This is a genomic window from Pseudomonas sp. Tun-23181 (assembly GCF_057415455.1).
On sequence record NZ_CM171630.1, the window covers coordinates 4,557,148 to 4,574,429 of the forward strand.

Below are 17,282 nucleotides of genomic sequence, written 5' to 3' on the forward strand. Positions count from 1 at the left end.
CAGCGTAGAATTCCCGCGCAACAGAGCTTATCAATAGGGGAATTCGGATGAGGCGCTTGAGCCTTGACCATTTATGCATCGGCCTGCTGGCCTTGCTCCTGTGCGTGGCGACACCGGCCTGGTCGGCGTCGGCAGCGCCTTTGGCGCCGGCGGAGCTGTCGGTGCTGGATGAAAACGCCAGCCTGGAGCAACTGGGCGACCGGCTCGACCAGATTCGCCAGGGCGTTACCAGCAATGCCAACGACGACCTGCTGTCGCAGTTGCGCCAGGCCGCCTTGCAGGTCCAGCGCCAGGCTGACGCCCTGGGCACGTTGCGGACCACCGACGTGGAGCGCCTGGACGACCAGCTCAAGGTCCTCGGCCCGGTGTTGCCGGACGAGGCCGAGAGCATCACCCGCCAGCGCAAGCAGCTGGAGGACGAGAAGAAATCCCTGCTCGCCCAGCAGACGCAGGCCACCCAGCTGACCCAGTCGGCCCGCGACCTGTCGACACAGATCGTCAACCTGCGCCGCAGCCTGTTCAACTCGCAGGTCACAAGCCGTGCCGCCAGCCCCCTGAGCCCGGCGTTCTGGTCGAGCCTGATCCGCCCTACCGACGAGGACCTGGCGCGCCTGCGCAGCCTGCGCGGCGAGGCGGCGGATGCCGTGGCCAGCGCTTTCAGTGCCGGGCAGCGCTGGCTGTTCGTCGCCAGCTTGGTGATCGCGGTGCTGGTCTGGACCTTGCTCCGGCGGATGGTCGAACGCCTGCTGGCCGACGCCACGATCCGCTGGCTACCCGAGGGCCGACTGCGCCGCAGCGCCCTGGCCGTGGGTGTCAGCCTGGCCACCCTGGCCACCATCGGCGGCGCGGTGTCCTTGGTGCGCTGGGGCCTGGAGAGCAGCGCCGAGCTGGGCGCCGACATCGCCAGCCTGACCAACCACATCCTCACCCTGGTGGTGTTCAGCGCCTTCATCTCCGGCCTTGGCCGCGCCATGCTGATGCTGCAACGCCCCACCTGGCGCTTGCCGCCGATCCCCGACGAGATCGCCCGTGCCCTGGGCTGGTTCCCACCGCTGCTGGCATTGGCCCTGATGGTGCTGCTGACCCAGGAGCGCATCAACAGCGTGATCGGCACCAGCCTGGCGCTCACCGTGGCCACCAACGGCCTGACCGCCCTGGTGGTGTCGCTGATTTTCGTCGCGGCCCTGGTGCGCTACAGCCGCACCCGGCGCCAGCATGGCCTGGCGCGCCCGCCTGGGCTGGCTGGGTTGATCCCGTTCGTGAGCCTGGTGTGGGTCGGCCTGATCCTGCTGGCGCTGCTCACCGGCTACCTGACCCTGGCCTACTTCCTCACTGCCAAGCTCCTGTGGATCAGCGTGGTAGCTACTTGCGCCTACCTGCTCATCACGTTGTTCGGCGATCTCTGCGAAAACCTGCTCTCGCCGCGCCAGCCTGGCGGCCTGGCCCTGGCTTCGGCCCTGGGCCTGCAGCAGCGCCACCAGGCCCAGGCCAGCACCATCCTGGCGGGTATCGGCCGCACTTTGTTGCTGTTCGTCGCCGCGCTGTTCGCCTTCATGCCGTCGGGCACCAGCCCCGGCGAGCTGCTGTTGAGCCTGGGGGAATGGGACGGGAGCGGTGGCAAGGTCCTCGGCAACCTGAACATCGTGCCCCAGGACATCTTCCTGGCCGTGGCCATGTTCATCGGCGGCATGTTCGGTCTTCGTGTGCTCAAGCGCTGGCTGAGCGAGCGCCTGCTGCCGGAGACCGACATGGACGCTGGCATGCGCGCCTCCCTGGTGACGCTGGTCGGCTACCTGGGCTTTTTGTTCCTGGCCATGCTGGTGATGTCGACCCTGCACATCAACCTGACGAGCCTGACCTGGGTGGTCAGTGCCCTGTCGGTGGGTATCGGTTTCGGCCTGCAGCAGATCGTGCAGAACTTCATCTCTGGCCTGATCCTGCTCACCGAGCGCCCGGTCAAGGTGGGCGACTGGGTGAGCCTGGCCGGGGTCGAGGGGGATATCCGCCGGATCAACGTGCGTGCCACCGAGATCCAGATGTCCGACCGCTCCACGGTGATCGTGCCCAACTCCCAGTTCATCTCGCAGAACGTGCGCAACGTGACCATGGGCAATGCCCTGGGCGTGGTCGGTATCACCCTGACCCTGCCGCTGGATACCGACGCCAACAAGGTGCGCGAACTGCTGCTGGCGGCTTATCACGAGCACGAGTCGATCCTCGATGCGCCCGCGACGTCGGTGTCGTTCAAGGACATCACCGCCAGCGGCATGGTGCTCAGCGTCAGTGGCTACGTGGCCAGCCCACGGCAGGTGTCGGGCACACGCAGCGACCTGCTGTTCACCGTGCTCGGGCGCTTGCGTGACGAGGGCATCGCCTTGTCGTCGCCGCAGAGCATGGTGTTGTTGCAGGAGCCTGGGCAGTCGGCGTGAAGTAGGGGGCTAATGCCAGTCAGCTCAAGGTTGTCATCCTAGTGCCCTGTCTCGGAGATAAGTTGTTCGCTTTTGGCGGCGCCTTGACCGAACACCCAAGCCACTCGCCAAAAGCGAACGTATTTCCGAGACAGGACGCGAGGGAGCCCATTCGTGGGGCAAGGCCCCACAAGGCTCGGCAAATCACATCATGTGTGATCGACTCAGACGCCATGGGAGCCGATCCTGCGAGAATACTTTCTGCGTGGCGTAGGAAAGGTCTCTTTTGTCAGCGCCCAGGCAACAGGCCCGCTTGCACCTGTTAGGTTTCGGAGCTTTTCCAGGCAAAGGAACCTGCCTATGTACCGCGTCAGTCTCGAGGGCAGAGGCCAGGCAGTAGACGGTGACATCACCACGACGGGGGCGATCTGCATCGCCAGTGGCGAGGGCTATTTCTGCGAGGGGCGCAAGGTCCTGCGGGTTGGGGATGCAACCACTGAATGCCCCCTGTGTGGCGAACCTGGAATCGTCGTGGAGGGCTATCTCGGGTGGATTTCCAATGGCCAGCCATTGGCGATGGATGGCTCGCTGGTCGCGTGTGGATGCCCCAGTGGCCGCAACAGGGTGGTGGCGCCCTTGCATGGCGAGGTACCGTCCAGCCGTTCGCTGGGCGGTGTCACGCCCACTGCCCGTTCGGCGCACGCTGCCGCCAGCACGCAGGCAGTGTCCGCCGTGCAGGCACCGGCGGGCATCACCTCATCGCCGGTCGCGCTCGAGCCCGGCTTCTACATCGTCCCCCGCAGCATGTCTGGCCCACAACTGCTGAGCCGGTTGCTGGAGCAGGACCAGACGCTGCCCATCGCCCGTATCCAACGGCTTAATCCCACCTTCGAGCAGGGCTTCAAGGCCGGCGAGATCTTCGTCATCGGCGACCCCGACAACCACCATGCCTGTACCCGCGAGGAAGCCGACCTGATGCGCGCGGCCGAGCATGCACGGGAGTCGTTGGCGATCCTCAGCGAGGAGGAGGCCAATTTCATGATGGCGCATATCGGGGAGATTGCCGGGGTGCTGAGTGGGGCGAGCACCTCGATGGGCGTGGGCAAGGACATGCTGGAAAAGGGGCTTGGGCAGGTCAAGGACACGCTCAAGGGCATCGAGGCGCTGCACCAACGGCAGTTTGCCTTGCATGGGCACCTCAGAAGCCCGGAATTCTTCGCATCGCGCCAGGCGCTGTATCAGCAGCTCAGCGCGCAATTGAGTACTGCGTTCCTGCACAAGCGGTTGAACCTGGGCACTTACGACAGGCTGCGCCGGGATCTTGGGATTTCGTCCAAGCGTGTGGTGCATCACTGGAAAAAGGCCGGTGGGCCGGGGCAGATACCGGGGTATGCGACGCATTTGGAAGAAGTGGCGAAGACGGCGCGGTATTTGAAATATGGTGGGTATGTGGCTATTGGATTGGGGGCAACTTCGTCCTACTTGAAAGTGCAGGAGGTTTGTAGGGCAGGGGAGACGGAGGAATGCAGGAGAATTCGGTTCACCGAGACTGGGAGCTTTTCTGGAGGGTTGGTGGGTGGTATGGCAGGTGCCGCGTTTGGGAAGGCTGCGATCAGCGCTGTATGTACGTTTGGGCCCTGGGGAAGAGCCATCTGCGGGATTGCATTAGTTGGTGGCGGCTCCCTCTCTGGAGGCTTAATGATGGAAAGAGTGGGCGGGGCTACAGGGGAAGTCGTTTATGAAAATCTTTATGACTGATCTGGTGGGTTGAATGCTATATGTCAAGCTGGCTGTATTGCTTGGACCGATGGTGTTGTGTGTGGGAGGCCTTTCAGTTCTCGCTCATATCGCCGGAACGCGTCATTTTGACGTGATGTGCGCCTCGCTGAGAAATAGTAAAGGTTTTCTAGAGGACGTTAGGGCTTCGAGCGCGTTGAGTCTGGAACTTCGAAGTTTGGCGGTTGCGGGCTCAAGCATGATGCTCATATGGCCAGAATGGGGAATGCGCAGAGGATTGCTTGATCCGGAGGACAATAAGCAATTCCCTTCCTATCTGAGACGTAGGGTTAAAGTCGCATTTTGGCTTTTGGCTTTAGGTCTGACATGGTCAGCGATCGTGTACGGAATTTTGGGGTGGGGTGTCTTATGACTTCGCTCGCTAATGGTAGTCTGGTTCCTTGCCTTGCAGGATGAGTTTGGACTCCGTTATGTGGAAATGCATATGGTTTTTCTCTCAGCAAAGGTGGCGAATGCTGGGTGTGAATGGGTGAGCTGATTTGTGGATTATTGGATTGATCCAGGCAGTTGGGCGTTAGGCTCTGTATGAAAACCTTTGAAACGCCGGGGTGGGTGAACTGACTTATGAGGCGCTCCTTGATTGATCCTTCCAATTGGCCAGTAGTTTTCAAGCTTGCTTTTTGCTGGCTCCGCTTCTGCTCTTGCTTTCAGGGCTGGGAGTCTTCGGGTACATTGCGAGTACACGTCATTTCGATGTGATGTGCGCGTCCTTCCAGCGAAGTAAAGGACTTCATGAAGAAATAAGAACGTGGAGTACCTTAACACTGAAGTCGAGAGTTTTTATTGTGAGTGCTATGTTAGTTGGTGCACTATGGCCGAAATTGGCACTTCGGCAGGGGTGGCTAGATCGGGAGGGTAATCGGAACTTTCCACCCTTTTTAAACGGCGTCTGAAATGGGCGTTCTATATGGAATTTCTCGGTGCGGGATGGCTGATCTTGGGGGCGCGCTGATCAAGCTTGGAAAAATATAGCTTTCGAATATGATTCACTTCGAGGTGACGCGTACAGTATCCCGAGTATGATGTTGTGCTGATACAGAGATCCATATGATTGATCTCAGTGACTGGCCCGTGGCCTTAAGGCTGGGGTATGCGACGCATTTGGAAGAAGTGGCGAAGACGGCGTGGTATTTGAAATGTGGTGGGTATGTGGCGATTGGGTTGGGGACAACTTCGTCCTATTTGAAAGTGCAGGAGGCGTGCCTGGCAGGGGGATTCGGTTCACCGAGACTGGGAGCTTTTCTGGAGGGTTGGCGGGCGGCGCCGCAGGTGGATTTTTCGGTGGTAAAGCAGTGAGCGCGATATGCGTGGTTTTCGGTATTTATGGACGTGCGGTTTGTGGTTTGGCCACTGGGGGCGGTGCTTCGTTTGTGGGGGAACGCTAGGTAACGAGATTGGAGAGACTGCAGGGGAGGTCATTTACGAATGGATGCCACATTGATCCCCAATCCGCGCAATTGGCCGGTGAGCTATCAGATGATCGTACTTTTAGTACCAGCTATCAGCTTTTTGATTGGAATGGCCATGATCGCCAGATTCGCTTGGGGGAGTGATTTCGAGAGAGCCATGGCAGCCTTACGCAGCAGCAGTTGGCTGGAGCTCCAGAAGGGTATTTGGGGTACTACTGCCTTTGGTTCTCGATGGATTTTGTTGGGCATGATCAGCGGGGTTTTGGCATGGCCTGGAAGGCATATCAGGCGAGGGGAGCTTGATGCGCATGAATTACGTTGTTTTCCCGCAGACCTCAAGCGGCGTCTGCTTGCTGGGGAGGTGATCATGCTGAGTGGGCTTGTCCTACTCTGCACCGCGGTAGGATTGTATAGATTTCATGGACACTAGCTGGCGAACCTGCGGTAGCAACCCCCCCTCGCGACCACAGCCGACAAGGGGCTTTCGCCGTGTCAGGGATCAGCCTGGACAGCGTGTTATATGTTTGCCGACTGATACGCCGATTGATCCCTGGGGCCTAGCTCAAGGCCGCGCCTTTGGTCTCGTCCGAGACATGCGGTGTCCCGGACAAGCCCCCACAGGTCCCTGCTAAATCAATGAGTTAGCGTTTGTTCTATGAGCTTGCCGGTGATGGTCCGCATATGCAGCCCCGCCATCCTCAATGCTGCTTGGCCTGCCTGATCCGCCGCAGGATCACCAGCAGCACCAGCGCCACCACCGGCGCCATCCCCAGCAGCGCTTCGCGCGCCGTCAGCCCCGCCCCCAGTACATTCAGCCCGCCATACAGCAGCTTGAACAGGCTCAGCAGGTAGTAGGTGATGGCGATGATCGACAGCCCCTCGACCGCCCGCTGGATCTTCACCTGGGCATCGGCCCGGGCATTGAGGCTGCGCAGGATCTCGGCATTCTGCTCTTCCATCTCCACCTGCACCCGCGCCTGCAGCAGGTCGCCCAGGTTGGCCACGTTCTTGGCCAGCTGCTCGAGGCGCTGTTCGGTGGCGGCGCAGTAGCGCACGGTCGGCTTGAAACGCCGCTCGATGAACACCCCCAGGCGCTGGCAGTCGCCCACGTGGGTTTCGCGCAATTCACCCAGGCGCTCGAACACCAGTTGCGCATAGGCCTGGGTGGCGCCGAAGCGGTGGCGGGTCTTCACGGTGCGGCTGACCACCTGCCGCGAGAGGTGGGCGATGGCTTCGAGCAGGGCCTTGGAGTCATGGCCGGCGACGCTGGCGCTGCGTTCGGAGAGGCTGACCAGGGTCCTGTCGAAGGCGTCCAGCTCCTGGCCGAGGGCCTTGGCGTCGGTCAGGGTCAGCGAGGCCATCATGCGGTAGGTCTCGATTTCCAGCAGGCGACGGATCATCCGGCCCTGGCGGTAGGCATTGAGCCGCCGGTTGACGAACAACAGGCGGTTGGTGCCATCGTCGGTCAGGCGAAAGTCGCTCCACACCACCGCGTCGCCACCGCCGACGCAGGAGCCGCAGGGGTCCTTGAAGCCGTAGCGGGTCAGGTCCAGGTCCTGCTCGCCGCGTACCAGCACCTGTACCGCGTTGATCACCTGTGCCGCCTGCGGCGCGATGGCCTCGGCGAGCACCTGGGGCAAGGACTGCCAGCTCGCATCATGGGTGGCGCAGGGTACGACCAGGGTCAGGGTGAAGAACTCGGCATGGCGCTCCCACTTGAACGGATGACCGTCCAGCCGGGTGATGCCTTGGACCGCCTCGCTGTCGAAGGCGCCCGGGCAGCAGCGCTGCAACAGGGCCTGGCAGGCGGCATCGTCGCCCAGCAGGGCCAGGTGATGGACATGGGCCGGCTCGTCGAAATACAGCGACGGGCGGGCGTGCAGTTCGTTGTGCAGGGTGGTGCGTTGCGGGTGCATGGGAGGTCTGGCCTGGTGTTGTGGTTGTTGGGGCTACCAGGGGTGGGACTTTCCGACGGTGGGTAAAAGTCACCTGGAACACCAGGCTTTTGTGGTGACGGTACTGTCGCTTTCGCGGGGGAATACCCGCTGAGCGTAACGTAAAAGCCCCTCGCGACAACTGTCGACAAGGGGGCGTCGTGTCAGCGATCAGCCAAGACAGCGCGTCACATGCTTCACCGACTGATACGCCGACAACCCCCAGGGCCCGAGTTCACGGCCGATGCCGCTGCCCTTGGTGCCGCCCCACGAAGTCTCGACGAACACCGCCTGCACCGAGTTGATCCACACATGGCCGACTTCCAGCGCATCGGCCACGCGCTCGGCGCGTTCGAGGTCGGCGCTGCAGACGGTGGCGACCAGGCCGAAGCGGCTGTCGTTGGCCTGGGCGATGGCCTGCGCCTCGGTGGCAAAGCGCCGGGCACACAGCACCGGGCCGAAGATTTCCTCGACCCACAGGCGGCTGTTCTCGGGCACGTCCACGTACAGCGTCGGGCTAACGAACCAGCCTTCGCGGTCCAGCACCTGGCCGCCGGCGAGGCAGCGCAGGCCTTCCTCGCGGGCGGTGGCGAAGTAGCCGGCGACCTTCAGCCATTGCGCCTGGCTGGTCAACGGCCCCATCGCCACGTCCTCGGCCTGTGGGTTGCCGACCCGCATCCGTTCCAGGGCCGCTTGCAGGCGTGGCAGCAGGGTGTCGGCGATGCCGTCCTGCACCAGCAGCCGCGAGGTGGCCGAGCACATCTGCCCAGCGTTCCAGGTGATGCCGGCGACGATCCATTCCACGGCCTGGTCCGGGTCGCAGTCGTCGAACACCACGATCGCGGACTTGCCGCCCAACTCCAAGGTCACCGGGCGGCATTGGGCTGCGGCGGCGCGCATGACCTGGCTGCCGACGCCGTTGCTGCCGGTGAACGACAGCTTGTCCAGGCCGTTGTGGTTGCTCAATGCCGCGCCGGTCTCGGCCTTGCCGTTGACGATGTTGAGCACGCCGGCGGGCAGGCCCAGCGTATCGGCGATCTGGCCGTAGGCCTGCTCGATCAGCGGGGTGATCTCCGACGGCTTGAGCACCACGGTGCAGCCGGCGGCCAGGGCCGGGGCGAGTTTCCAGGCGCTGGTCACCAAGGGGAAGTTCCACGGCACGATCAAACCGACCACGCCGACCGGCTCCAGGCGCGTGCGGGCGGTGAAGCCCGGGGCGGCGAGGGGGACGTCGCGGTTCTTTTGCGGCAGTCGTTCGGCAAGGTCGGCGTAGTAGCCGAAGGTGGCCACGGCGTCGTCCAGGTCGATCTCGGCTTCGTGGCGTGGCTTGCCGTTGTTGCGAATCTGCAGGGCGATCAGCGCTTCGCGGCGCTGGCCCAACTGCTCGGCGAAGCCACGCAGGTAGCGGGCACGCTCGCTGGCGGCGACGTTCTTCCAGGACGCCAGGGCACGGCGCGCCGCCACCACGGCCTGGTCGACCTGGGCGGTGCTCGCCGACATCAGCTCGGCGAACGGTTGGCCAAGCGATGGGTCATGCACGGTGAGGCAATCGTTGCCCTGGCCTTCGACCCAGCGGCCGTCGATGTAGTGAGGTGTGGTCATGGTCGGATTCCAGTCAGGCCATTTCGGCGGTGGTCACAGGCGTCGACGGTGCATGTTTGCAACGCACCCAGCGCGGTCCATTCGGGCCATAGACGCCGGCGGGTTCAGGGAACAGGTTGAGCAGGGCCAGGTACAGCACGCCAGCCAGGCCCAGTGTGACCGGCAGGCTCAGGTCGATGCCGCCGGCAAGCGCGCCGAGCGGGCCGACGAACTGCCCTGGCAGGTTGACGAAGCACAGGCCCACCGCCGCGCTGGGGACCCAGGCGCCCATGCCGCGCCAGTTCCAACCGTGGTGGAACCAGTAATGGCCGCCGCGTTGGCCGCGGGTGAACACCTGCAGGTCGTCGGCATGGTAGAAGCCACGGCGGGTGACCAGGCCGATGATCATGATCACCATCCAGGGGCTGGTGCAGGTGATGATCAGCACGGCGAAGGTGGACACGCTCTGCACCAGGTTGAAGGTGAAGCGGCCGATGAAAATGAAGGCGATCGCCGCCACGCCGATCAGCAGGGTGGCACCGGCGCGGCTGAGCAGGCGGGGGAACACGCTGGACATGTCCAGCCCGGTGCCGTACAGCGCCGTGGTACCGGTGGACATGCCGCCGATCACCGCGATCAGGCAAACCGGCAGGAAGAACCAGCTCGGTGAGATCGCCAGCAGGCCGCCGACATAATTGTTGGCGGCGATGTAGTCGGGGGCCTGGCTGGCCACCAAGGTGGCCGTGCACAGGCCGAACAGGAAGGGGATCAGCGTCGCGGCCTGGGCAGCGATCACCGCCAGCATGATGCGTGCCTTGGGCGTTTCGCGGGGGATGTAGCGCGACCAGTCGCCAAGGAAGGCGCCGAACGACACCGGATTGCTCATGGCCAGGATCGCCGCGCCGACGAACGCCGCCCAGAAACCGGCCTGGCCGAGGCTGACGCTGCCGGCGAAGCCCATGTCGAAAGGGCCGGCGAAGGCGACGATGCCGAGCAGGAACAGCAGGCTCGAGGCCCACACGGCGATCTTGTTCACCCAGAGCATGAAGCGGAAACCGAAGATGCACACCACCAGCACCAGTACCGCGAACAGACCGTAAGCCAGGCCCAGGGTCAGGTCGGTTTCCGGCAGCCCGGCCAGGCGCTTGGCGCCGCCCACCAGGGCATCGCCGGAGCTCCACACGGAGAGGGAGAAGAACGCCACGGCGGTGAGCAGCGACAGGAACGACCCGACGATACGCCCGTGCACGCCGAAGTGCGCACCGGACGATACTGCGTTGTTGGTGCCGTTGAGTGCGCCGAACAGGCCCATGGGGGCGAGGATCAGTGCGCCGATGCCGACGCCGAGCAGGATCGCCCAGGCCCCGGCCTGGAACGACAGGCCGAACAATACCGGGAAGCTGCCGAGCACGGCAGTGGCGAAGGTGTTGGCCCCGCCGAAGATCAGGCGGAACAGGTCCAGTGGGGAGGCGTCGCGTTGATCGTCGGGGATCTGTTCGACGCCGTTGGTCTCGATACCGGTCGAGTGGCTCATGGCAAGGCTCCAGCGCGGTTGTTGTAGGTCGGCGCCGGGGCGCGGACCCTCTTGTGGTTGCGTTGGCAGTGCGGCAAGGCCGCGGAAAACGTCAGCTAGGAGGCGACCGACAAATGCTCGTGGCAGGCCAGCCAGCGTTCGCCGTGGCGGCGCAGGACGATGGTCTCGCGCTCGGCCAGTTGGTGTTCCTGGCCAGCGATGCGGATGCGCGTGGCCACGTCGTGCATGAACACCGCCACCTCGCCTTGCAGGCTGACATGGGCATTGTCGGAGCGGCATTCGAGCACGGTGAGGCCCTCGGCCTGCCACTGCGCCCATAAGGTTTCATAGGCACGGCGCGATAGCAGCGGTTGCGGCAGGCTGTGGAAGAGGAAGGTGGCGTCTTCGCTGAAGCAGGCGAAGTAGCGGGCGGTATCGTTGCTGGCGAAGGCGGCGACGAGGTCGGCGCCAGCCTGGCGTACCTGGAGGGTCTGGTCCACGGGCGTGGCCTCACGATTATTGTGATTGTTGGTGAGGCGATTCTGGTGAGGGTTGCCGTTGGGAAAAATCGCTGGAGGCAAATAATCAGTTCAGGAATTCGTGAACCAATGCGCTCGCCTTTACCCCGACCATGCCAGTGGATAAGGTGACGGCAATCGTTGGGTAGCAGTCGTTGGCATACCCTATCTCCGTCCCGCTATTGTCAGGCATCCCACGCTTATGGAACTGCATGCATGAGTAACTACCTGCCGCCGTTGACCTTGACACCACGCATGCTGGGGCTGGTTGCACAGATCAGCGAACATGTGGGGCTGTTGGCGGCGTCTCGTGATGACGTGCTTACGCCACAACTGCGACGAGGCAACCGTATACGCACCATCCAGGCATCGCTGGCCATAGAGAACAACACGCTGAGTGTGGAGCAGGTGACGGCGTTACTGGATGGCAAGCAGGTACTGGGGCTGCCACGTGAGATCCAGGAGGTGCGGAATGCGTTCGCCGCCTATGATGCGATGTCCACGTGGCGGCCAGATCGCCAGGCCGATCTGCTGGCTGCTCATGGCTTGCTGATGAGTGGCCTGATCGAGGATGCCGGGCATTTCCGTCAGGGCGGAGTAGGCATCTATCGCGGAGCGCGCCTGCTGCATATGGCGCCACCGGCCAGTCGTGTGGCGATGCTGATACAAGACCTTCTTCATTGGCTCGGGCAAAGCGACTGGCACCCCTTGATTGCCAGCTGTGTGTTTCAGTACGAATTCGAGTTCATTCATCCGTTCGCCGACGGAAATGGACGCATGGGACGATTATGGCAGACCTTGATCCTTAGTCGTTGGCGTCCGGTGCTGGCATACCTACCGGTGGAAACAGTGATATGTGCGCAACAGGATGCTTACTACAGCGCGCTCGCGGCAGCTGATCAGGCGGCCGAGGCGACCCCGTTCGTGGAGTTCATGTTGCAAGCGTTACGCCAAGCGCTGGTCGAGGCCCATGAAAGCGATCAAGTAAGCGATCAAGTAGCGCGTCTGATCCAGCAGTTACAACCCGGTGTGGCGTTGAAGGCCAACGAGCTCATGCAACGCTTGGGGCTTTCGTATCGTCCGACGTTCAACAAGAACTACCTCAAGCCTGCCCTTGCGGCAGGCTTGATCGAAATGACCGATCCCGCATCGCCCCGTAGCCCCAGGCAGCAGTATCGACGAGTCATCACGTGATTCGGCGCCTATAAAGGGCAAACTCGTGGGGCAAGCCTCAGTGCCAGCCTCTTAAGCTGTGTGTAGCAATGCAGCCCCACGTCCCGGTCAGTTCGCTTCCCGTACCGCACTGAGAAACGCCCGGGTCCTCTCCTGCTGGGGATTCTCGTACACCTGCGCTGGCGTGCCCTGCTCGTGGATCTGGCCTTTGTAGAAGAAGCACACCCGGTCGGCGAACTCGCGGGCGAAGCCCATCTGGTGGGTGACCATGAGCATGGTCAGGTTGTGCTCGCTGCCGAGCCGGCGGATCACGTTGAGCACCTCGCCGCACAGCTCGGGGTCCAGGGCCGAGGTCACTTCGTCGAACAGCATCACCTTCGGCCGCATGGCCAGGGCCCGGGCGATCGCCACGCGTTGCTGCTGGCCGCCGGAAAGCTGCGACGGGTAGTGATCGAACTTGTTGCCCAGGCCGACCATCTCCAGCAACTCGGCAGCCCGCTCGCGGGCCTCGGCGGGCTTGATGCCGAGCACCTGCACCGGCGCCTCGATGACGTTCTGCAGGGCGCTCATGTGCGGGAACAGGTTGAAGCTCTGGAACACCATGCCGATCTTCGAGCGCACCTTGCGCACATGGCGTTCACTGGCCGTGACCAGGCCGCCGTTGCGCCCGGGCATGTGCGTCAGCGATTCGCCGTCGACTTCGATCGTGCCCTGGTCGATGCCTTCCAGGGTCATCAGCACGCGCAGGAGGGTCGACTTGCCCGAGCCGCTGGGGCCGATGATCGCCACCTTCTCTCCAGGGGCGATATCCAGGTTGAGACCATCGAGCACGGTGAAGCTGCCGTAGCGCTTGGTCACGTCGCGGAAGCTGACGATTGGCTGGGCAATGGCCGGTGCTGGCATGGCGTGGTCCCGCTGCAGGGGGCTGGTGGTGACAGTGGCGAGGTTCGAGACAGGCGCGATCATTAGCGTAACTCCAGGCGCACTTCAAGGCGCCGAACCAGATAGGCCAGAGCGACGCTCAAGGCCAGGAAGAACAGACCGACCAGGGTGATCGGCTCCAGGTAGCGGAAGCTCTCGGAACCGACGTTCTTGGCCTGCTGCATGATTTCCACCACGGTGATGGCCGACAACACCGGGGTGTCCTTGAGCATGGCGATCAGGTAGTTGCCCAGCGGCGGCAGGATCGGTCGGATCGCCTGGGGCAGGATGATCGTGCGGTAGGCTGTCCAGGGCGCGAAATTCAGCGCCACCACCGCTTCCCACTGGCTGCGCGGCACGGCATCGAGCCCGCCACGGTAGACCTCGGCGATGTAGCAGGCATAGTGCAGGCCGATGCCGAGGATGCCCGCCTGCATGGCAGTCATGTTCACGCCGTAGTTGGGCAGCACGTAGTACAGGAAGTACACCTGGATCAGCAGCGGCGTGCTGCGGATGAACTCGATCACCAAAGTCACCGGCCAGGCGATCCACACCTGCCGGCTGCGCCGGCCGATGGCCAGGAACAGGCCAAGGACGATGGCGATCAGAAAGCCCACCAGGGTGATGCCCAGGGTCTTGAGCGAAGCCTGCAGCAGGTCGGGCAGGATCTGCGCGACGTAGTTCCAGTCCCAGACGTTCATGACAGGCTCCCCCGCAGGCGACCACGGCCCAGGCGTCGTTCGACGGCGCGCATGGTGAAGTTGATGACCTGCGCCAGGACGAAGTACAGCAGCAGGGTGAGGCTGAAGATCTCCAGGGTCTGGAAGGTCGCCTGGTCCAGCTGGCGGGCGCGGAAGCTCAGGTCCGACAGGGTGATCAGCGACACCAGCGAGGTGTTCTTGAGCAGCTCGATCAACAAGTTGGTGCCCGGCGCGATCGCCGCCAGCAGGGCCTGGGGCAGGATGATCCGGCGAAAGCGCGTGGCCGACGACATGTTGAGGGCTGTGCAGGCTTCGTACTGGCCCTTGGCGACCGAGCTGATAGCGCCGCGCATCACTTCGGCGCCATAGGCACCGATGTGCAGCCCGAGGCCGACGATCGCCACGGTGTAGGAGCTCATTTCGAGATTGAAAGGCGGCAGTGGCAGCACGAAGAACAGCCAGAACAGCTGCACCAGCAGCGAGGTGCCGCGGAACAGCTCGATGTAGGCCACGCAGAACCAGCTCAGGGGCCGCCAGGACGAGCGCCGGCCGAGGGCGGCGAGGATCGCGGCGACGATGGCCAGCAGCGAGCCGAAGAAGGTGACCTGGATGGTGATCCAGGCGCCTTGCAGTAACAACGGTATCAATTCACCCATGGGTTCGACCTGAATAATCGGACTACGCAGGGAACGGCATGGCAAGTGCCATGCCACCTCGATTCATTGCTGGGCACAGAGCTCGGCAGCGGTCTTCTCGGTCACGTTGGAGCGGTCGAAGCCGAAGGGCTCCACGGTCTTGAGGTGCTCCTCGCTGCCTAGCCAGCGCTTGAGCTCGGCGTTGACCGCATCGCGCAGGTCCTTGTCTTCGGGACGGAAGGCCAGGGCGCCGTAACCGGTGTGGGCCGGGTCGTCGGTGAAGTCGCTGATCGCCTCGACCTTTTCGCCGCCTTTGCGGGCCAGGCCCTTCATGGTCAGTTGCGTGCCCACCGCGGCATCGGCGCGGCCGGCACGTACCGCCTGCAATTGCGCGGTGGTATCCGGCACCTGGAGGATCTGCGCGTCCTTGACCCCCGAGTCGCGGGCGTAGGCGAGGTTGACCGTACCGGCCATGATCGCCAGCTTGACATCGGGGTTGCCGGCGACGTCGGCATAGCTGTGCAGGTTCTTCGGATTGCCCTTGGCCACCAGCAGGGTGTCGGGCAGGGCGTACTGCGGGTCGGTGAAGATCACCTGCTTGCAGCGCGCTGGGGTGATGTACATGCCGGCGGCGATGACATCGAAGCGGCCTGCGCGCAGGCCAGGGATCAGCGAACCCCATTCGGTGAGCACGCCATCGACCTGCTTGATGCCCATCTTCTCGAAGATGACCTTGGCGATCTCGGGCGACTCGCCCGTGACCCGGCCATCGGTCTCGGTGAAGGCGAAGGGCGTCTCGTTGGCGTAGCCGATGCGGATGCGGCTGTTTTCCTTGATGGTGTCCAGGGTGGCGGCCTGGGCGCTGGCGGCAAGGCCAAGGGCGGCACAGGCGACCAGCAGGCGCTTGAACGGGGATGGCACGATGGGGGAAGGCTGGCTCATCAATGAATCTCCTGTTTTGTTATCAAACCGTCGCCGACGGCTCTGTGTTAGGAGGCAGTGGAGCAAAACAGCGGATGCACGGTGGCTTTTCGTTCGATCAACCGACGACGCGAGCGTTCCGGCACCGGTCGACAGGGATCTTGTTCGATGCTGCCGGGGCAGCCTGGCGTCGACCATGGCCGGAGCATACAAAAGCTCCGGCGCCGATGGCATTGCACTAGGACAATTGCCCGAAGATCCCACACGAGCGATGCTGTGTCCTGACCCCGGCCAGCGAAGCGATGCCCCATGGAAAACTGGAAGACAGCCCTCGACGCGGCTCGCATTGGCGAGTCCAAGTACAAGATCCTGGTCCAGGCGATCACCGGCGAGATCGAGCGTGGCGTGCTGCTGCACGATCAGCGCCTGCCGCCGCAGCGGCAGGTCGCCGATGCCTTGGGCATCAGCGTGCAGACCGTGACCAATGCCTACAAGGAACTGGAGCGCCAGGGCCTGGTGCGCTGCGAGATTGGCCGTGGCAGCTTCGTCAGTCGGCGCATGAGCGACCGGGTGGCGGACGACATCATCGACCTGCCCGAGCGCACCCTGGTGGATTTCTCCATCACCCGCATCCTGCACACCCAGGCGCACGAGCGGATCTGGCGCGAGACCTGTGCCGAGCTCAGCCAGGAGGACGAGCAGCCGTGGATCCACGCCTATCGCCCCATCGCCGGTTTCGAAAGCCATCGCGAGGCGGCGGTGCGCTGGTTGGCCGGGCTGGGCATGACGGTCGAGCGCGACGACGTGCTGGTCACCAATGGCGCTGCACATGCGATCTTCCTGGCCTTGGCCTCGCTGGCCGGCCCCGACGACGTGGTGCTGTGCGAAGGCCTGACCGACCATGGCGTCATCGGCAATTCGCAGGTGCTGGGGTTCACCCTCAAGGGCCTGGAGATGGATCGCGATGGCATCGACCCGGAGCATTTCGAGGATATCTGCAGCAACGAGCGGGTCACCGCGCTGGTGTGCACGCCGAACCTCAACAACCCGACCACCAGCCTGATGCCCGATGCCCGCCGCCGGGAGATCGCCGAAATCGCCCGGCGTTTTGGCGTGCACATCATCGAGGACGATGTGTACGGCCCGCTCTTGGGCGGGCGTCATGCCCGGCCGATCAGCCACTACGCCCCGGAGCTGTCGTTCTACTGCACCAGCATGACCAAGTCGGTGCTCACCGGGCTGCGGGTCGGCTACCTGGCGATGCCCAAGCGCCTGGCGCTGCGTACCGAGAGTATCCTGCGGGTCAACAGCTGGATGGCCACGCCGCTGGTGGCGGAGATCGCCACCCGCTGGATCAACGATGGCCGTGCCGTGCAGTTGGTGGAGTTGCAGCGCAAGCTGCTTGCCGGGCGGCAGGCGATGGTCCGTGAGTACCTGGGCGACTACCTGCAGGGCAACCCGGTCCAGGCATTGGCGGCCTGGTTGGACATCCCGCCGCACTGGGAGGTCGACAGCCTGGTGCGGGCCTTGCGCCGCCGGCAGATCGCGGTGACGCCGCCGGAGCCATTCCTGGTACGTGGCACGCCACGGCCGCGGGCGGTACGCCTGTGCGTGGGGACCGAGTGTTCGGATGCCAAGATGCGCCAGGCGTTGGCCGACATGCGCGAGCTGTTCGGGCAGTATCCGCAGATTCATGAGTTGTGAGCAGCAGGGGGCCGTCTAACTGGATGACACGCTTGTGCAATGCGCATTTCATGTGATCGGCTCAACC

At 63.5% G+C, this 17,282-nt stretch carries 14 protein-coding genes; 6 read left to right on the top strand and 8 right to left on the bottom strand.

Annotation, left to right across the window (positions count from 1 at the left end; genetic code table 11):
* Positions 1 to 47: 47 nt before the first annotated feature.
* The 4 genes from ACDI39_RS21550 to ACDI39_RS21565 all read left to right on the top strand — a co-directional run bounded on the left by ACDI39_RS21550 (position 48) and on the right by ACDI39_RS21565 (position 6,044).
* Positions 48 to 2,429 (top strand): DUF3772 domain-containing protein, encoded by a 2,382-nt coding sequence (locus ACDI39_RS21550; RefSeq protein WP_225790554.1) that lies wholly within the window; start codon positions 48 to 50, stop codon positions 2,427 to 2,429.
* A 339-nt stretch (positions 2,430 to 2,768) separates the two neighbouring features.
* Positions 2,769 to 4,166 (top strand): PAAR domain-containing protein, encoded by a 1,398-nt coding sequence (locus ACDI39_RS21555; protein WP_486537029.1) that lies wholly within the window; start codon positions 2,769 to 2,771, stop codon positions 4,164 to 4,166.
* Positions 4,167 to 5,252: 1,086 nt separating this feature from the next.
* Positions 5,253 to 5,501 (top strand): hypothetical protein, encoded by a 249-nt coding sequence (locus ACDI39_RS21560; RefSeq protein WP_225788486.1) that lies wholly within the window; start codon positions 5,253 to 5,255, stop codon positions 5,499 to 5,501.
* Between the two features lie 129 nt (positions 5,502 to 5,630).
* Positions 5,631 to 6,044, top strand: a complete 414-nt coding sequence (locus ACDI39_RS21565) for a hypothetical protein (protein WP_368816532.1) — start codon at positions 5,631 to 5,633, stop codon at positions 6,042 to 6,044.
* A 268-nt stretch (positions 6,045 to 6,312) separates the two neighbouring features.
* On the opposite strand, the gene ACDI39_RS21570 is transcribed toward ACDI39_RS21565, so the two are convergent.
* The 4 genes from ACDI39_RS21570 to ACDI39_RS21585 all read right to left on the bottom strand — a co-directional run bounded on the left by ACDI39_RS21570 (position 6,313) and on the right by ACDI39_RS21585 (position 11,142).
* Positions 6,313 to 7,530, bottom strand: coding sequence for a DUF3422 domain-containing protein (locus tag ACDI39_RS21570; RefSeq protein ID WP_225788487.1), 1,218 nt, complete (start codon positions 7,528 to 7,530; stop codon positions 6,313 to 6,315).
* 189 nt (positions 7,531 to 7,719) lie between these two features.
* Positions 7,720 to 9,150 (bottom strand): aldehyde dehydrogenase family protein, encoded by a 1,431-nt coding sequence (locus tag ACDI39_RS21575; protein WP_253081230.1) that lies wholly within the window; start codon positions 9,148 to 9,150, stop codon positions 7,720 to 7,722.
* 13 nt (positions 9,151 to 9,163) lie between these two features.
* Positions 9,164 to 10,663, bottom strand: a complete 1,500-nt coding sequence (locus ACDI39_RS21580) for a purine-cytosine permease family protein (protein WP_253103278.1) — start codon at positions 10,661 to 10,663, stop codon at positions 9,164 to 9,166.
* A 95-nt stretch (positions 10,664 to 10,758) separates the two neighbouring features.
* On the bottom strand, positions 10,759 to 11,142 hold the full coding sequence (locus ACDI39_RS21585; RefSeq protein WP_253081228.1) for a YybH family protein: 384 nt from the start codon (positions 11,140 to 11,142) through the stop codon (positions 10,759 to 10,761).
* Between the two features lie 234 nt (positions 11,143 to 11,376).
* On the opposite strand from ACDI39_RS21585, the gene ACDI39_RS21590 reads away from it, so the two are divergent.
* Complete coding sequence (locus ACDI39_RS21590) at positions 11,377 to 12,354, top strand: Fic family protein (RefSeq protein WP_225788491.1); 978 nt, start codon at positions 11,377 to 11,379, stop codon at positions 12,352 to 12,354.
* An 87-nt stretch (positions 12,355 to 12,441) separates the two neighbouring features.
* On the opposite strand, the gene ehuA is transcribed toward ACDI39_RS21590, so the two are convergent.
* From ehuA to ehuB, 4 genes are all read right to left on the bottom strand, one after another.
* Complete coding sequence (ehuA, locus tag ACDI39_RS21595) at positions 12,442 to 13,299, bottom strand: ectoine/hydroxyectoine ABC transporter ATP-binding protein EhuA (protein ID WP_410045818.1); 858 nt, start codon at positions 13,297 to 13,299, stop codon at positions 12,442 to 12,444.
* The gene (ehuD, locus tag ACDI39_RS21600; protein WP_225788492.1) at positions 13,299 to 13,955 is read right to left on the bottom strand and encodes an ectoine/hydroxyectoine ABC transporter permease subunit EhuD; all 657 of its coding nucleotides are present in this window, start codon (positions 13,953 to 13,955) and stop codon (positions 13,299 to 13,301) included. Before ehuD ends, ehuA begins: the two co-directional genes overlap by 1 nt.
* Positions 13,952 to 14,611, bottom strand: coding sequence for an ectoine/hydroxyectoine ABC transporter permease subunit EhuC (gene ehuC / locus ACDI39_RS21605; protein WP_225788493.1), 660 nt, complete (start codon positions 14,609 to 14,611; stop codon positions 13,952 to 13,954). The genes ehuD and ehuC overlap by 4 nt, the downstream gene beginning before the upstream one ends.
* 63 nt (positions 14,612 to 14,674) lie before the next feature.
* On the bottom strand, positions 14,675 to 15,532 hold the full coding sequence (ehuB, locus tag ACDI39_RS21610) for an ectoine/hydroxyectoine ABC transporter substrate-binding protein EhuB (RefSeq protein ID WP_253081226.1): 858 nt from the start codon (positions 15,530 to 15,532) through the stop codon (positions 14,675 to 14,677).
* Between the two features lie 288 nt (positions 15,533 to 15,820).
* Between ehuB and ehuR the strand changes: the two genes are divergently transcribed.
* Positions 15,821 to 17,215, top strand: a complete 1,395-nt coding sequence (gene ehuR, locus ACDI39_RS21615) for a MocR-like ectoine utilization transcription factor EhuR (RefSeq protein ID WP_253081225.1) — start codon at positions 15,821 to 15,823, stop codon at positions 17,213 to 17,215.
* Positions 17,216 to 17,282 lie beyond the last annotated feature (67 nt).

Bases quoted from the DNA above. Each gene is read 5' to 3' on its own strand.
- ACDI39_RS21590 (WP_225788491.1), top strand. From the start codon at position 11,377: ATGAGTAACTACCTGCCGCCGTTGACCTTGACACCACGCATGCTGGGG.
- ehuA (WP_410045818.1), bottom strand. From the start codon at position 13,299: ATGATCGCGCCTGTCTCGAACCTCGCCACTGTCACCACCAGCCCCCTG.
- ACDI39_RS21570 (WP_225788487.1), bottom strand. From the start codon at position 7,530: ATGCACCCGCAACGCACCACCCTGCACAACGAACTGCACGCCCGCCCG.
- ehuR (WP_253081225.1), top strand. From the start codon at position 15,821: ATGGAAAACTGGAAGACAGCCCTCGACGCGGCTCGCATTGGCGAGTCC.
- ACDI39_RS21575 (WP_253081230.1), bottom strand. From the start codon at position 9,150: ATGACCACACCTCACTACATCGACGGCCGCTGGGTCGAAGGCCAGGGC.
- ACDI39_RS21565 (WP_368816532.1), top strand. From the start codon at position 5,631: ATGGATGCCACATTGATCCCCAATCCGCGCAATTGGCCGGTGAGCTAT.
- ehuD (WP_225788492.1), bottom strand. From the start codon at position 13,955: ATGAACGTCTGGGACTGGAACTACGTCGCGCAGATCCTGCCCGACCTG.
- ACDI39_RS21560 (WP_225788486.1), top strand. From the start codon at position 5,253: ATGATTGATCTCAGTGACTGGCCCGTGGCCTTAAGGCTGGGGTATGCG.
- ACDI39_RS21550 (WP_225790554.1), top strand. From the start codon at position 48: ATGAGGCGCTTGAGCCTTGACCATTTATGCATCGGCCTGCTGGCCTTG.
- ehuB (WP_253081226.1), bottom strand. From the start codon at position 15,532: ATGAGCCAGCCTTCCCCCATCGTGCCATCCCCGTTCAAGCGCCTGCTG.
- ACDI39_RS21555 (WP_486537029.1), top strand. From the start codon at position 2,769: ATGTACCGCGTCAGTCTCGAGGGCAGAGGCCAGGCAGTAGACGGTGAC.
- ehuC (WP_225788493.1), bottom strand. From the start codon at position 14,611: ATGGGTGAATTGATACCGTTGTTACTGCAAGGCGCCTGGATCACCATC.
- ACDI39_RS21580 (WP_253103278.1), bottom strand. From the start codon at position 10,663: ATGAGCCACTCGACCGGTATCGAGACCAACGGCGTCGAACAGATCCCC.